The sequence below is a fragment of the Pseudomonas sp. SMSB3 genome, from assembly GCF_052041965.1.
GTDB lineage: Bacteria > Pseudomonadota > Gammaproteobacteria > Pseudomonadales > Pseudomonadaceae > Aquipseudomonas.
The window spans coordinates 41,452-55,649 of the sequence record NZ_JBKGGV010000007.1; the positions used below are offsets into that span (position 1 = coordinate 41,452).

The window sequence follows — 14,198 nt, forward strand, 5'->3', positions numbered from 1 at the left end:
GCCTCGGCGCTCGACCTCACGAGCGCAAAATCCGCCGCGTTCAACGAAGTTGGAAAGCTTCTTGCAAAGCCACGCCCGAGCGCCCCTCGGGCGTCAAAGTTTTGCATCAAGAGGACTCGCGGTGGATCGCACTCAGTTAATCAGCAACGCCCGCAACAACCTGGCCGGACTCGGCCGGGGCAACCTGGGCGTGCCGCTGCTGCTGCTGGTGATGTTGGCAATGATGATGTTGCCGATACCGCCGTTCCTGCTCGACGTGTTCTTCACCTTCAACATCGCCTTGTCGATCGTGGTCCTGTTGGTCTGCGTGTATGCCTTGCGGCCCCTGGACTTCGCCGCATTCCCCACCATCCTGCTGGTCGCGACCTTGCTGCGCCTGGCGCTGAACGTGGCCTCGACGCGCGTGGTGATGCTCCACGGCCAGGAGGGCCACGGCGCTGCCGGTAAGGTCATCCAGGCTTTCGGTGAGGTGGTGATCGGCGGCAATTACGTGGTGGGTGCGGTGGTGTTCGCCATCCTCATGATCATCAACTTCGTGGTCGTGACCAAAGGTGCCGGGCGGATTTCCGAGGTCAGTGCGCGCTTCACCCTCGACGCCATGCCCGGCAAGCAGATGGCCATCGATGCCGATCTCAACGCCGGCCTGATCGACCAGGCACAGGCCAAGGCCCGTCGCGCCGAGGTGGCGCAGGAGGCCGAGTTCTATGGTTCGATGGACGGTGCCAGCAAGTTCGTGCGCGGCGACGCCATCGCCGGCCTGTTGATCCTGTTCATCAACCTGATCGGCGGCATGCTGATCGGCATGCTGCAGCACAACATGTCGTTCAGCGACGCCGGCAAGGTCTACGCACTGCTGACCATCGGTGACGGTTTGGTGGCGCAGTTGCCATCGCTGCTGCTGTCCACCGCCGCCGCGATCATGGTCACCCGTGCTTCGGGCTCCGAGGACATGGGCAAGCTGATCAACCGGCAGATGTTCGATTCGCCCAAGGCGCTGGCGGTTTCGGCCGCGTTGATGATCATCATGGGCCTGGTGCCGGGCATGCCGCACATCGCCTTCATCAGCCTCGGCCTGCTCGCCGCTGGCGGCGCCTACCTGGTGTGGAAAAAGCAGCAAAAGGGCAGGATCGCCGCGCAGCAGGAAGCGCAGCGCCAGCAGGACCTGTTGCCATCGCCACAGCGGGCCATGGAAACCAAGGAGCTGGGTTGGGACGACGTGACGCCCATCGACATGATCGGCCTGGAGGTTGGCTACCGGCTGATTCCACTGGTCGATCGCAACCAGGGCGGACAGCTGCTGGCGCGGATCAAGGGCGTACGCAAGAAGCTCTCGCAGGATCTGGGCTTCCTCATGCCTACCGTGCACATTCGCGATAACCTCGACCTGCAGCCCAGCGCCTACCGCTTGACCTTGATGGGCGTGATTCTCGCCGAAGCCGATATCTACCCCGACCGTGAGCTTGCGATCAACCCCGGCCAGGTGTTCGGCACCCTGAACGGCATCGCTGCCCGCGACCCGGCTTTCGGCCTGGAAGCGGTGTGGATCGACATCGCCCAGCGCGCCCAGGCGCAGTCGCTGGGCTATACCGTGGTCGACGCCAGCACTGTGGTCGCCACCCACCTCAACCAGATCCTGCAGAAGCATTGCCATGAGCTGATCGGTCACGAGGAGGTCCAGCAGTTGCTGCAGGTGCTGTCCAAGGCTTCGCCTAAACTTGCAGAAGAGCTGGTACCGGGTGTCATTTCCTTGTCAGGCCTGTTGAAGGTCTTGCAAGCCTTGTTGTCAGAGCAGGTACCGGTGCGCGATATCCGCAGTATTGCCGAGGCGATCGCCAACAACGCCAGCAAGAGTCAAGATACCGCCGCGCTGGTCGCCGCAGTGCGCGTCGGATTGTGTCGCGCCATCGTGCAAAGCATTGTCGGCGTTGAGTCGGAGCTGCCTGTTATCACCCTGGAGCCAAGGTTGGAACAGATCTTGCTCAATAGTTTGCAAAGGGCCGGGCAAGGTCAGGAAGACGGTGTTCTTCTTGAGCCGAGCATGGCTGAGAAGCTGCAGCGCTCGCTGATCGACGCCTGCCAGCGCCAGGAGATGCAAGGCCAGCCGGCCATCCTCCTGGTGGCTGGCCCGATCCGCGCGATGCTGTCGCGATTCGGCCGCCTGGCTGTACCGAATTTGCATGTTCTGGCGTATCAGGAAATACCGGATAACAAGCAAGTCACCATCGTTGCCACAGTGGGCCCCAACGGCTGAGGTAGTGGATTATGCAAGTCAAGCGTTTCTTCGCCGCCGATATGCGTCAGGCCATGAAGCTGGTTCGTGATGAGCTGGGCTCCGATGCCGCCATCATCGGTAACCGCCGCATCGCCGGCGGGGTCGAGCTGACCGCTGCGCTGGACTACAAGCTGTCTGCGCTGGCCCCGCGGGTGCCCAACGCCGAGCTCGAGGAAGAGCTGCGCAAGACCCAATCGCGTATCGCCACCGCCCAGGCCGAGCTGGACAGCCGCAGCGATGCCAGCGAAGGCAACCGCCAGCTGTTCGCCGGCCAGTCCCTGACCGCCGCCGAGCCGTTGATCGAACCGCACGTTGACATGCCGGCGGCGCCTGCCGCGCCAGCCCAGGCGGCGGTCGACCCGCGCCTGTTCGATGCCATGCGCTCGGAGCTCTCGGGGCTGCGCGAGCTGCTCGAGGTGCAGCTCGGCTCGCTGGCCTGGAACCAGCTGCAGGGCAAGAAACCGGCGCAGGCCAACCTTTGGCGGCGCTTGCAGCGCATTGGCCTGTCCGGGCCGATCGCCCGCGAATTGCTTGATCTGACCTGCGAAATCGAAGAACCGCGCCAGGCCTGGCGCATGCTGTTGGCGCATCTGGCCCGCATGATCCAGGTGCCCCAGGTAGAACCGATCGAAGAGGGCGGTGTGATCGCCATGGTCGGCCCGGCCGGCATGGGCAAGACCACCACCCTGGCCAAGCTCGCGGCGCGCTACGTGCTCAAGTACGGCCCGCACAACCTGGCCCTGGTGAGCATGGACAGCTTCCGCATTGGCGCTCAGGAGCAGCTCAAGACCCTGGGCCGCATCCTCAACGTGCCGGTGACCTATGTCGACCCTGGGCAGTCGCTGGCGGCCGCGCTCGAGCCACTGCTGCGCAAGCGCGTGGTGCTGATCGACACCGCAGGTTTGCAGGCCAGCGACCCGGCCCTGCGCATGCAGCTGGAAACCCTGGCCGGGCGTGGCATCGCCGCCAAGAATTACCTGGTGCTGGCCACCACCAGCCAGAAGCAGGTGCTGACCGCTGCCTATCATAGCTACAAGCGCTGCGGGCTGGCCGGTTGCATCCTGAGCAAACTCGATGAAACGGCGAGCCTCGGCGACGTGCTGAGCCTGGCCATCACCCATGAACTGCCCGTGGCCTACCTGACCGATGGCCCGCGCATTCCTGATGATCTGCACCTGCCGCGCCCGCACCAGCTGGTGACCCGCGCAGTCAACGTGCAATTGCAGGACGAGCCCAGCGAAGAGGCCATGGCCGACATGTTCGCTGATCTCTACCACAACCCGCGACGTGCGGGTTGAGGAGCCAACGTATGCACAGTACCTACATTCCGGAACCCGTCATCGCGCGTTGCGCGTGGCAGGGGGCCAAGCGAGACAAGGTAAACAACCAACATGGGTAGCATGCATCCCGTACAGGTAATTGCCGTCACCGGTGGTAAAGGTGGCGTGGGCAAGACCAACGTTTCAGTGAACCTGTCCCTGGCACTGGCCGAACTCGGCCGGCGGGTGATGCTGCTGGACGCCGACCTGGGCCTGGCCAACGTCGATGTGTTGCTGGGCCTGACGCCCAAGCGCACCTTGGCCGACGTCATCGAAGGCCGTTGCGAGCTGCGCGATGTCCTTCTGCAGGGCCCGGGCGGGGTGCGCATCGTCCCGGCGGCCTCCGGCACCCAGAGCATGGTGCACCTGGCCCCTGCCCAGCACGCCGGTTTGATCCAGGCCTTCAGCGAGGTAGGCGACAACCTCGACGTGCTGGTCATCGACACCGCAGCCGGGATCGGCGACTCGGTGGTCAGCTTCGTGCGCGCGGCCCAGGAGGTGTTGCTGGTGGTCTGCGACGAGCCGACCTCGATCACCGACGCCTACGCACTGATCAAGCTGCTCAACCGCGACTACGGCATGAACCGTTTCCGCGTTCTGGCCAACATGGCGCAGAGCCCCCAGGAGGGGCGCAACCTGTTCGCCAAGTTGACCAAGGTCACCGATCGCTTCCTCGATGTCGCCTTACAATACGTCGGCGCCGTGCCCTACGACGAGAGCGTGCGCAAGGCCGTACAAAAACAACGTGCGGTGTACGAGGCCTTCCCGCGTTCCAAGTGCGCGCTGGCCTTCAAGGCCATTGCGCAGAAGGTCGACAGCTGGCCATTGCCGGCCAACCCGCGCGGTCATCTTGAGTTCTTCGTCGAGCGTCTGGTGCAGCCCACCAGCGCAGGACCGGTCCTATGAGCGCAAGCGGCTTCAAGATGTACAGCAAGGCGTCCAAGGATGCCCAGTACGAGCTGGTCGAGCGCTATGCGCCGCTGGTCAAGCGCATCGCCTACCACTTGCTGGCGCGCCTGCCGGCCAACGTCCAGGTCGAGGACCTGATCCAGGCCGGCATGATCGGCCTGCTGGAAGTGGCCAACAAGTACGACGCCAGCAAGGGCGCGAGCTTCGAGACCTATGCCGGTATTCGTATCCGTGGCGCCATGCTCGACGAGGTGCGCAAGGGCGACTGGGCGCCGCGTTCGGTGCACCGTAATACGCGCATGGTCAGCGATGCGATGCGTGCTGTGGAAGCAAGAACTGGCCGCGACGCTAAAGATCATGAAGTTGCTGCCGAACTCCAATTGAGTCTCGATGATTACTACGGGATCTTGAACGATACCTTGGGTAGCCGGCTGTTCAGTTTCGACGACCTGTTGCAGGACGGCGAGCACGAAGGCCTGCATGAGGATGGCGTCAGTGGCCAGGTCGAGCCGTCGCGCGATCTGGAAGACGAGCGCTTCCAGGCTGCCCTGACCGACGCGATCGCCAATCTGCCGGAGCGTGAGCGGCTGGTGCTGGCGCTGTACTACGACGAAGAGCTGAACCTCAAGGAAATCGGTGAGGTGCTGGGGGTCAGCGAATCGCGGGTCAGCCAGCTGCACAGCCAGTGCGCCGCGCGCTTGCGCAGCCGCCTTGGGGAATGGCGGGCGCGTTGAGCCCGAGGGTCGTTGCAGTCGTTTTCCACGTTGTACCGAATTGAATGAATGCGCGCGCTCGGGGCCGAGCGCGTTTGAGACTGCTTGGAGGTCTACTTGAACAAAGACATGAAAATCCTCATCGTTGACGACTTCTCGACGATGCGGCGGATCATCAAGAATCTGTTGCGTGACCTGGGCTTCACCAACACCGATGAAGCCGATGACGGCACCACTGCGTTGCCGATGCTCGAGAGCGGCCATTACGACTTCCTGGTCACCGACTGGAACATGCCCGGCATGTCCGGAATCGACCTGCTGCGCAAGGTGCGCGCACACGACCGCCTGAAAACCATGCCGGTGCTGATGGTCACCGCCGAGGCCAAGCGCGACCAGATCATCGAAGCCGCCCAGGCGGGCGTCAACGGCTATGTGGTCAAGCCATTCACTGCCCAGGTGCTGAAGGAAAAGATCGAGAAGATCTTCGAGCGCGTCAACGGCTGAGCCACGTCAGGGGGCGCCATGCAATCATCACAGACGTCTTTGGGGGAGTTCGAGTCGACCCTGAAGAAACATGCCCAGGAGCTGGTCGAGAGCCTGGAACGCGGGCGCTTCGGCGACGCGGTGCAACTCATTCACCAGCTCAACCAGACCCGCGACCGTGGCCTGTACCAGGAAGTCGGCAAGCTTACCCGCGAGCTGCATAGCGCCATCGTCAGTTTCCAGATCGACCCGCACATGCCGCAGGCCGAAGAAGTCTCGCAGATCACCGACGCCACCGAGCGCCTGTCCTACGTGGTCAAGCTCACCGAAGGTGCGGCCAACCGCACCATGGACCTGGTGGAAGAGAGCACCCCGGTGCTCAACGATCTGGCCACCGAGGCGCAGAGCCTGAGTGTCGATTGGCAGCGCTTCATGCGCCGCGAGGTGGCAGCGCCGGAGTTTCGCGAGCTGGTCAAGCGCGTCGACAGTTTTCTGACGCACAGCGCCGAGGGTAACCGCAAGGTTGCCGGCCACCTCAACGATATTCTGCTGGCCCAGGACTACCAAGACCTGACCGGCCAGGTGATCAAGCGCGTGACCGCGCTGGTCACCGAAGTGGAAAGCAATCTGCTCAAGCTCGTGCTGATGGCCAGTCAAGTCGACCGTTTTGCCGGCATCGAACATGACCACCAGCAGTTGCGTGCTGAAAAAGATCAAGAAAAACATCCGACTCGGGGTGAAGGTCCGCAGATTCATGCCGATAAGCGAGAAGACGTTGTGTCCGGTCAGGACGACGTCGACGATCTGCTGTCCAGTCTGGGTTTTTAAGGAGCACGTTTAATGAGCTTCGGCGCCGATGAAGAAATCCTTCAGGATTTCCTGGTAGAAGCCGGCGAAATTCTTGAGCAACTGTCCGAGCAACTGGTCGAGCTGGAAAGCCGACCCGACGATGCCGACTTGCTCAATGCGATCTTTCGCGGTTTCCACACTGTAAAAGGGGGCGCCGGCTTCCTCCAGCTCAACGAGCTGGTGGAGTGCTGCCACATCGCCGAGAACGTCTTCGACATCCTGCGCAAGGGTGAGCGCCGGGTCGACGCCGAGTTGATGGACGTGGTGCTTGAAGCACTGGACACGGTCAACAGCATGTTCGGCCAGGTGCGCGAGCGCAGCGCCGTGACCCCGGCCACGCCCGAGTTGCTGGCAGCGTTGTCACGCCTGGCCGAGCCTGCCAGCCTCGATGCGCCAGCAGCGCTGCCAGAGGCTGCGCCGGCACCGGCAGCGGCCGAGGCGGATGTCACCGACACCGAGTTCGAGCAACTGCTCGACTCGCTCGATGCGGTCAAGGCCGAAGCGGCGGCATTCGATGTCCAGCTGCAGGGCGAGACCGTCAGCGGCGCAGGTGACGACATCACCGACGCCGAATTCGAATCGCTGCTCGACCAGTTGCACGGCAAGGGCCAGTTTTGTGCAGAAGTCGTTGCCGAGCCGGCAAGCGACGTGGCTGCACCTGCCAGCGACGAAATCAGCGACGCCGAATTCGAATCGCTGCTCGATCAACTGCACGGCAAGGGCACCTTCCAGGCCGATGCCCTGCCGGCGGTAGCTGCCGCGCAACAGGCTGCCCCTGCGCCCACTGCCGGTGATGAAATTTCCGAGCACGAGTTCGAAGCGTTGCTCGATCAACTGCATGGCAAAGGCAAGTTTTCCGGCGACACCGCCGTTGCCCAGGCGCCTGCGCCGGCCGCCGCGCCGGTAGCGGCGCCAGCCCAGGCCAAGGCTGCGGCACAACCGGCTCCAGCCCCTGCGGCGAAGCCGGCCGCGCCTGCCCGCGCTGCCGCTCCGACGCCTGAGAAACACGCCAGCGAGGCGGAAACCACGGTTCGGGTAGACACTGCACGCCTGGACGAGATCATGAACATGGTCGGCGAACTGGTGCTGGTGCGTAACCGCCTGGTGCGCCTGGGCCTGAACAGCGGTGACGAGGCCATGTCCAAGGCCGTGTCCAACCTCGACGTGGTCACCGCCGACCTGCAGACGGCGGTGATGAAAACCCGCATGCAGCCGATCAAGAAGGTCTTCGGCCGCTTCCCACGCTTGGTGCGCGACCTGGCGCGCCAGCTCAAGAAAGAGATCAACCTGGAGCTGGTGGGCGAAGAAACCGACCTCGACAAGAACCTCGTCGAAGCGCTGGCCGACCCGTTGGTGCACTTGGTGCGCAACGCTGTCGACCACGGTGTGGAAATGCCCGACGAGCGTGAGGCCGCGGGCAAGGCCAGAACCGGCCACGTGGTGTTGTCGGCCGAGCAGGAGGGCGACCATATCCTGCTGTCGATCTCCGATGACGGCAAGGGCATGGACCCCAACATCCTGCGGGCCAAAGCCGTGGAAAAGGGCCTGATGGACAAGGACGCCGCCGACCGCCTGAGCGAGTCCGATTGCTACAACCTGATCTTCGCCCCGGGCTTCTCGACCAAGACCGAGATTTCCGACGTGTCCGGCCGCGGCGTCGGCATGGACGTGGTGAAGACCAAGATTTCCCAGCTCAACGGTTCGATCAACATCTTCTCGGCCAAGGGCCAGGGTTCGAAGATCGTCATCAAGGTGCCGCTGACCCTGGCGATCATGCCGACCCTGATGGTGATGCTGGGCAACCAGGCTTTCGCCTTCCCGTTGGTCAACGTCAACGAGATCTTCCACCTCGACCTGTCGCGCACCAACGTGGTCGACGGCCAGGAAGTGGTGATCGTGCGTGACAAGGCCTTGCCGCTGTTCTACCTCAAGCGCTGGCTGGTGCAGGGGCAGGTGCATGAAGAGCAGCACGAGGGTCACGTGGTGATCCTGTCGGTGGGCACCCAGCGCATCGGCTTCGTGGTCGACCAGTTGGTCGGTCAGGAAGAGGTGGTGATCAAGCCACTGGGCAAGATGCTGCAAGGCACCCCAGGCATGTCCGGCGCCACCATTACTGGCGATGGTCGCATCGCGCTGATTCTCGACGTGCCGAGCATGCTCAAGCGTTACGCGGCACGGCGTATCTGATTTTCGGCGGCATGCCCTGGCCGGGTGCGCCGTCTAATGGAGTGTTTATGGCAGTCAAGGTCCTGGTGGTGGATGATTCGGGTTTCTTCCGCCGCCGCGTTTCGGAAATCCTCTCGGCCGATCCGACCATCCAGGTGGTCGGCACTGCCACCAATGGCAAGGAAGCGATCGACCAGGCGCTGGCGCTCAAGCCAGATGTCATCACCATGGACTACGAAATGCCCATGATGGACGGCATCACCGCAGTGCGGCACATCATGCAGCGCTGTCCGACGCCGGTGTTGATGTTCTCGTCGCTGACCCACGAAGGCGCGCGCGTGACCCTCGACGCCCTGGATGCCGGCGCCGTCGATTACCTGCCGAAGAACTTCGAAGACATTTCGCGCAACCCCGACAAGGTCAAGCAGTTGCTGTGCGAGAAGGTCCACACGATCTCACGCAGCAATCGCCGCTTTGGCGGCTACGCCAGCCATGCCCCAGCCGTCACCGCGCCAGCCAGCAGCCATGCCCCGGCCAGCAGCGCCGCCAGTGCAGCGCCAACGCGCAGTGCGCTGCCGCCGCGTAGCAGTGCCCCGGTTGCTGCTGCGGCGCACGCGCCCGCACCCAAGCGCAAGCCCTACAAACTGGTGGCGATCGGCACCTCGACCGGTGGCCCGGTGGCGCTGCAGCGTGTACTGACACAGTTGCCGGCCGCCTTCCCGGCGCCGATCGTGTTGATCCAGCACATGCCTGCCGCGTTCACCAAGGCCTTTGCCGAGCGTCTGGACAAGCTGTGCAAGATCAGCGTCAAGGAAGCCGAGGACGGCGACATGCTGCGCCCGGGCCTGGCATTGCTGGCGCCTGGCGGCAAGCAGATGATGATCGACGGCCGCGGCGCGGTGAAGATCCTGCCCGGTGACGAGCGCCTGAACTACAAGCCTTGCGTGGACATCACCTTTGGCTCGGCGGCCAAGTCTTATGGCGACAAGGTGCTTTCGGTGGTCCTCACCGGCATGGGCGCCGATGGCCGCGAAGGTGCGCGCCTGCTCAAGCAGGGCGGCAGTACCGTGTGGGCGCAGGATGAAGCCAGTTGCGTGATCTATGGCATGCCCATGGCCATCGTCAAGGCCAACCTGGCTGATGCGGTCTACAGCCTGGATGAAATCGGCAAGCACCTGGTCGAGGCCTGTGTCTGATGGATGTGCTCAGCCTGATTGGCCTGATCCTGGCGTTCGTCGCCATCGTAGGCGGCAATTTCCTCGAAGGCGGGCATGTCGGCGCCTTGCTCAATGGCCCGGCCGGGCTGATCGTGCTTGGCGGTACTCTGGCCGCCGCCTTGCTGCAGTCGCCGCTGTCGGCGTTCAAGCGCGCGCTGCAGATCTTGCGCTGGATCTTCTTCCCGCCGCGCGTCGACCTGGCAGGCGGCATCGACCGCGTGGTGAACTGGAGCCTGGTGGCGCGCAAGGAAGGTTTGCTGGGCCTGGAAGGGGTGGCCGATGGCGAGCCGGACCCGTATGCACGCAAGGGCTTGCAGCTGCTGGTCGACGGCGCCGAGCCCGAATCGATTCGCAGCATTCTCGAAGTAGACCTGCTGACCCAGGAAAACCGTGATATCCAAGCGGCCAAGGTGTACGAAAGCATGGGCGGTTATGCGCCGACCATCGGCATCATCGGCGCGGTGATGGGGCTGATCCATGTCATGGGCAACCTGGCCGACCCGTCGCAACTGGGTAACGGCATCGCCGTGGCGTTCGTCGCCACGATCTATGGCGTGGCCAGTGCCAACCTGATCCTGCTGCCGGTGGCCAACAAGCTCAAGGCCATCGTGCTGCGCCAGTCGCGCTACCGCGAAATGCTGCTCGAGGGCCTGCTGTCGATCGCCGAGGGTGAGAATCCGCGCTCGATCGAGTTGAAGCTGCAAGGCTTCATGGAGTAACCGATGCGTCGCCGCCGTCATACCGAAGAGCATGAAAACCACGAACGCTGGCTGGTGTCGTACGCCGACTTCATCACCTTGCTGTTCGCCTTCTTCGTGGTCATGTATTCGATTTCCTCGATCAACGAGGGGAAGTACAAGGTCATCTCCCAGGCCCTGCTCGGGGTGTTCAACGACCCTGAGCGCAGCATGAAGCCGATCCCCATCGGCGATGAGCAGCCGCTGAGCGTCAAACCCGCCGAGCCGTTGATCCGCGACAGCGAGCAGATCGATGCCGGCCTTGGGCAGGCCAGCGTCGACCCGCTCAAGCGCATCAGCGATGATGTGCGCGCCGCCTTCGGCGACCTGATCAGCTCCAACCAGATGACCGTGCGCGGCAACGAGCTGTGGGTGGAAATCGAGCTCAACTCGGCCTTGCTGTTCGGCAGTGGCGATGCCATGCCCAGCGACAAGGCGTTCGACATCATCGAGAAGGTCGGCAACATCCTCAAGCCGTTCGCCAACCCGGTGCATGTCGAGGGCTTTACCGACAACCTGCCGATTCGCACTGCGCAGTACCCGACCAACTGGGAATTGTCGGCGGCGCGGGCGGCCAGCATCGTGCGCCTGCTGGCGATGGAGGGGGTGAACCCGGCACGCATGGCCTCGGTGGGCTATGGCGAATACCAGCCGGTTGCCAGCAATGACAGCGCGGAAGGCCGGGCACGTAACCGCCGCGTGGTGTTGGTGATTTCGCGCAACCTGGAAGTGCGCCGCAGCCTGACCGCCACCGGCAGCGCGAATGCAACGCCGGACGCCGCCATGCGCCGGGCTGGCACACAAAGTGCACCGGCTGGCGCAAGCGTTAATTAGTCAATTCTCCGTCACCGCAGGCGCGTCCCTGTCGGCGCCGTGGCAGGCACGGGCGGTGCCTGGCGGCGCGGTGATCGATCAATGAGTCAAGAGTTGTCCTATGAGAGTCTGGGCAGTAGCCAATCAAAAAGGTGGCGTCGGTAAGACCACGACCACCATCGCCCTGGCCGGCCTGCTGGCCGAGGCGGGCAAGCGCGTGGTTGTCGTCGACCTCGACCCGCATGGCTCGATGACCAGCTATTTCGGGCATAACCCCGATGCTCTGGAGCACAGCTGCTACGACCTGTTCCTGCACAAAGGCAGCGTGCCCCAGGGCCTGCCCGGCCAGTTGTTGCTGCCAACCAGTGACGAGCGTATCTCGTTGTTGCCGTCGAGTACCGCGCTTGCCGTGCTGGAGCGCCAGTCGCCGGGGCAGAACGGTCTGGGCCTGGTGATCGCCAAGAGTCTGGCGCAGCTGTGGCAGGATTTCGACTTTGCGCTGATCGACAGCCCGCCGCTGCTCGGTGTGCTGATGGTCAACGCCCTCGCGGCCAGCCAGCAGCTGGTGATCCCGGTGCAAACCGAATTTCTCGCGGTCAAGGGCCTTGAGCGCATGATCGGCACCTTGACCATGATCAACCGTTCGCGGCGCCAGGCGCTGCCATTTCAGATCGTCCCAACCTTGTTCGACCGCCGTACCCAGGCCTCGCTCGGTACCCTCAAGGTGCTGCGCGACACCTACGACCAACAGGTCTGGCAGGGCTACATTCCGGTCGATACACGCCTGCGCGATGCCAGCCGCAATGGCCTGACACCTTCGCAATTCGATGGCAAGAGCCGCGGCGTGATCGCCTACCGGGCGCTGCTCAAGCACATGCTGACCTACAAACCGGTCGCGCAGGTGGCCTCATGAACCGGCCAGTAGGGACCAAGCCGCAACTGGCCTTGCAGTCTTATCTTGACGGGTTGCTGCAGGATGCCACCGAGGCCGAGGATCTGCTCGATCTGCCTGGCCCGGCCGAGGCGCCTGCCGTGGCTGACGAATTTGCGGCGGCCGTGCGCGAGGAGCAAGCGCGTGATGCGCGGCCCACGCTGTCGGTGCCCAAGCCCTTCGCCGAGCCGCCAGCGCAGGTCATGCCCAAGCTGCTGGCGCCGGAGCAACCGGTAGTTTCGGTGGTCGAGGCGGCAGTCGTGGCCCAGGCCTCGATTGCGCCGTTGACTCAGGTGCAGGCCCCGGAGCCGGTTGCGCCGCTGGTGGAGGTGCATTTGCCGGGCGCCGGCAGTGTGGCCGCGGCACCGCCGCCGGGGGCCATCGACGGCCGCCCGGCCTGGGCAGCCGAGCCATTCGAGTGCCTGCTGTTCGACGTGGCCGGGTTGACCCTGGCGGTGCCGCTGGTGTGCCTGGGCTCGATCTACAGCCTGGAAGGTCAGGAACTGACGCCGCTGTTTGGCCAGCCGGACTGGTTCCTGGGCATCCTGACCTGCCAGGCAGGCAACTTGAAGGTGCTCGACACCGCGCGCTGGGTCATGCCTGACCGCTACCGCGATGACTTTCGCCAGGGCCTGAACTACGTGATTTCCGTGCAGGGCTACGAATGGGGCTTGGCCGTGCACCAGGTCAGCCGCTCGCTGCGCCTGGACCCGGAAGAAATCAAGTGGCGCAGCCAACGCGGCCAGCGTCCGTGGCTGGCCGGTACGGTCATCGAACACATGTGTGCACTGCTGGATGTGGCCGCGCTGGCCGAGCTGATCGCCAGTGGCGCCGCCAAGCAGTTGCAGGGCAAACAGAAATAACACCGAACACAACCGCCAAACGGCGATTTAGAGGGCTAGGGCAATGAAAAAGTCGTCTGCGCAAGGTTCTGAAGATCCGATCCTGCAGTGGGTAACCTTCCGGCTGGACAACGAGTCCTACGGCATCAACGTCATGCAAGTGCAGGAAGTGCTGCGCTACACCGAGATCGCGCCGGTGCCAGGTGCGCCGAGCTACGTGCTGGGCATCATCAACTTGCGTGGCAACGTGGTGACGGTGATCGATACCCGTCAGCGCTTTGGCCTGATGCCGTCGGATGTCAGTGACAATACTCGTATCGTCATCATCGAGGCTGACAAGCAAGTGGTCGGCATCCTGGTCGACAGCGTGGCCGAGGTGGTGTACCTGCGTCAGTCGGAAATCGAAACCGCGCCGAACGTGGGTAACGAGGAATCGGCCAAGTTCATCCAGGGCGTGTGCAACAAGAATGGCGAGCTGCTGATCCTGGTCGAGCTGGACAAGATGATGACCGAGGAAGAGTGGTCCGAGCTGGAGAACATCTGAGTTGATCTTCGAGGTCGGGGTAATTTTTCTGGCGCTGATGTGGGCGCTGAGCCTGTGGTTCTTCCTCAACTACAGCAAGCGTCAGCGCGAGCTGGCGGCGCAGCAGGCGGTGGGCGATGCGCTGCGTGACCAGCGCATCAAGGACCTGGCCAAACGCCTGGACGACTACCAGAACGGCACCGTGCGCATGGGCGAGGCGATTCATGAACTGCGGGCGACCGTGGCGCCATTGCCAGAAAAGCTGCAGCAGCTGGAGCAGCGCGACCCCAACAGCGTGACCTTTACCCAGGCGGCCAAGCTGGTGGGCATGGGCGCCAGCGTCGCCGAGTTGACCGAAACCTGCGGTCTGACCCAGGCTGAAGCCGAACTGATGAGCAAGCTGCATCGCGCAGACTGAAGAAAG

The 14,198-nt window shown here is 63.6% G+C and carries 14 protein-coding genes; all 14 read left to right on the forward strand.

The genetic code is table 11. From position 1 onward, the window contains the following. The first annotated feature begins 121 nt into the window (after window positions 1–121). Window positions 122–2,251 (forward strand): flagellar biosynthesis protein FlhA, encoded by a 2,130-nt coding sequence (flhA, locus tag ACLEJW_RS13255; RefSeq protein ID WP_313302817.1) that lies wholly within the window; start codon window positions 122–124, stop codon window positions 2,249–2,251. Between the two features lie 11 nt (window positions 2,252–2,262). After that, window positions 2,263–3,570 carry a flagellar biosynthesis protein FlhF gene (gene flhF / locus ACLEJW_RS13260; protein ID WP_440777709.1) on the forward strand — a complete coding sequence of 436 codons (1,308 nt, stop codon included), beginning with the start codon at window positions 2,263–2,265 and terminating at the stop codon, window positions 3,568–3,570. 93 nt (window positions 3,571–3,663) lie between these two features. Next, window positions 3,664–4,497 (forward strand): flagellar synthesis regulator FleN, encoded by an 834-nt coding sequence (gene fleN, locus ACLEJW_RS13265; RefSeq protein WP_145189306.1) that lies wholly within the window; start codon window positions 3,664–3,666, stop codon window positions 4,495–4,497. Continuing rightward, window positions 4,494–5,234, forward strand: coding sequence for an RNA polymerase sigma factor FliA (gene fliA / locus ACLEJW_RS13270; protein WP_145189303.1), 741 nt, complete (start codon window positions 4,494–4,496; stop codon window positions 5,232–5,234). Before fleN ends, fliA begins: the two co-directional genes overlap by 4 nt. 108 nt (window positions 5,235–5,342) lie before the next feature. Next, window positions 5,343–5,717, forward strand: coding sequence for a chemotaxis response regulator CheY (locus ACLEJW_RS13275; RefSeq protein WP_103446503.1), 375 nt, complete (start codon window positions 5,343–5,345; stop codon window positions 5,715–5,717). 18 nt (window positions 5,718–5,735) lie between these two features. Continuing rightward, on the forward strand, window positions 5,736–6,524 hold the full coding sequence (locus tag ACLEJW_RS13280) for a protein phosphatase CheZ (protein ID WP_145189300.1): 789 nt from the start codon (window positions 5,736–5,738) through the stop codon (window positions 6,522–6,524). Window positions 6,525–6,536: 12 nt separating this feature from the next. Next, on the forward strand, window positions 6,537–8,732 hold the full coding sequence (locus ACLEJW_RS13285) for a chemotaxis protein CheA (protein ID WP_313459068.1): 2,196 nt from the start codon (window positions 6,537–6,539) through the stop codon (window positions 8,730–8,732). Window positions 8,733–8,779: 47 nt separating this feature from the next. Further along, complete coding sequence (locus ACLEJW_RS13290) at window positions 8,780–9,907, forward strand: protein-glutamate methylesterase/protein-glutamine glutaminase (RefSeq protein ID WP_145189296.1); 1,128 nt, start codon at window positions 8,780–8,782, stop codon at window positions 9,905–9,907. Beyond that, window positions 9,907–10,647 carry a flagellar motor protein gene (locus tag ACLEJW_RS13295; RefSeq protein WP_145189292.1) on the forward strand — a complete coding sequence of 247 codons (741 nt, stop codon included), beginning with the start codon at window positions 9,907–9,909 and terminating at the stop codon, window positions 10,645–10,647. The genes ACLEJW_RS13290 and ACLEJW_RS13295 overlap by 1 nt, the downstream gene beginning before the upstream one ends. Before the next feature lie 3 nt (window positions 10,648–10,650). Beyond that, entirely contained in the window at window positions 10,651–11,499 is an 849-nt protein-coding gene (gene motD / locus ACLEJW_RS13300; RefSeq protein WP_145189289.1) for a flagellar motor protein MotD, read from the forward strand. A gap of 100 nt (window positions 11,500–11,599) precedes the next feature. After that, a complete protein-coding gene (locus ACLEJW_RS13305) occupies window positions 11,600–12,391 on the forward strand; it encodes a ParA family protein (protein WP_145189286.1) in 792 nt (263 codons plus the stop codon). Next, window positions 12,388–13,272 (forward strand): chemotaxis protein CheW, encoded by an 885-nt coding sequence (locus ACLEJW_RS13310; RefSeq protein WP_440777710.1) that lies wholly within the window; start codon window positions 12,388–12,390, stop codon window positions 13,270–13,272. Before ACLEJW_RS13305 ends, ACLEJW_RS13310 begins: the two co-directional genes overlap by 4 nt. Before the next feature lie 43 nt (window positions 13,273–13,315). Beyond that, on the forward strand, window positions 13,316–13,795 hold the full coding sequence (locus ACLEJW_RS13315; RefSeq protein ID WP_145189280.1) for a chemotaxis protein CheW: 480 nt from the start codon (window positions 13,316–13,318) through the stop codon (window positions 13,793–13,795). A gap of 1 nt (window position 13,796) precedes the next feature. Beyond that, entirely contained in the window at window positions 13,797–14,192 is a 396-nt protein-coding gene (locus tag ACLEJW_RS13320) for a DUF2802 domain-containing protein (RefSeq protein ID WP_440777711.1), read from the forward strand. The last annotated feature ends 6 nt before the right edge of the window (window positions 14,193–14,198 follow it).

Bases quoted from the DNA above. Each gene is read 5' to 3' on its own strand.
- fleN (WP_145189306.1), top strand. From the start codon at position 3,664: ATGGGTAGCATGCATCCCGTACAGGTAATTGCCGTCACCGGTGGTAAA.
- motD (WP_145189289.1), top strand. From the start codon at position 10,651: ATGCGTCGCCGCCGTCATACCGAAGAGCATGAAAACCACGAACGCTGG.
- ACLEJW_RS13295 (WP_145189292.1), top strand. From the start codon at position 9,907: ATGGATGTGCTCAGCCTGATTGGCCTGATCCTGGCGTTCGTCGCCATC.
- ACLEJW_RS13280 (WP_145189300.1), top strand. From the start codon at position 5,736: ATGCAATCATCACAGACGTCTTTGGGGGAGTTCGAGTCGACCCTGAAG.
- ACLEJW_RS13285 (WP_313459068.1), top strand. From the start codon at position 6,537: ATGAGCTTCGGCGCCGATGAAGAAATCCTTCAGGATTTCCTGGTAGAA.
- ACLEJW_RS13275 (WP_103446503.1), top strand. From the start codon at position 5,343: ATGAAAATCCTCATCGTTGACGACTTCTCGACGATGCGGCGGATCATC.
- fliA (WP_145189303.1), top strand. From the start codon at position 4,494: ATGAGCGCAAGCGGCTTCAAGATGTACAGCAAGGCGTCCAAGGATGCC.
- ACLEJW_RS13290 (WP_145189296.1), top strand. From the start codon at position 8,780: ATGGCAGTCAAGGTCCTGGTGGTGGATGATTCGGGTTTCTTCCGCCGC.
- flhF (WP_440777709.1), top strand. From the start codon at position 2,263: ATGCAAGTCAAGCGTTTCTTCGCCGCCGATATGCGTCAGGCCATGAAG.
- ACLEJW_RS13310 (WP_440777710.1), top strand. From the start codon at position 12,388: ATGAACCGGCCAGTAGGGACCAAGCCGCAACTGGCCTTGCAGTCTTAT.
- ACLEJW_RS13315 (WP_145189280.1), top strand. From the start codon at position 13,316: ATGAAAAAGTCGTCTGCGCAAGGTTCTGAAGATCCGATCCTGCAGTGG.
- ACLEJW_RS13305 (WP_145189286.1), top strand. From the start codon at position 11,600: ATGAGAGTCTGGGCAGTAGCCAATCAAAAAGGTGGCGTCGGTAAGACC.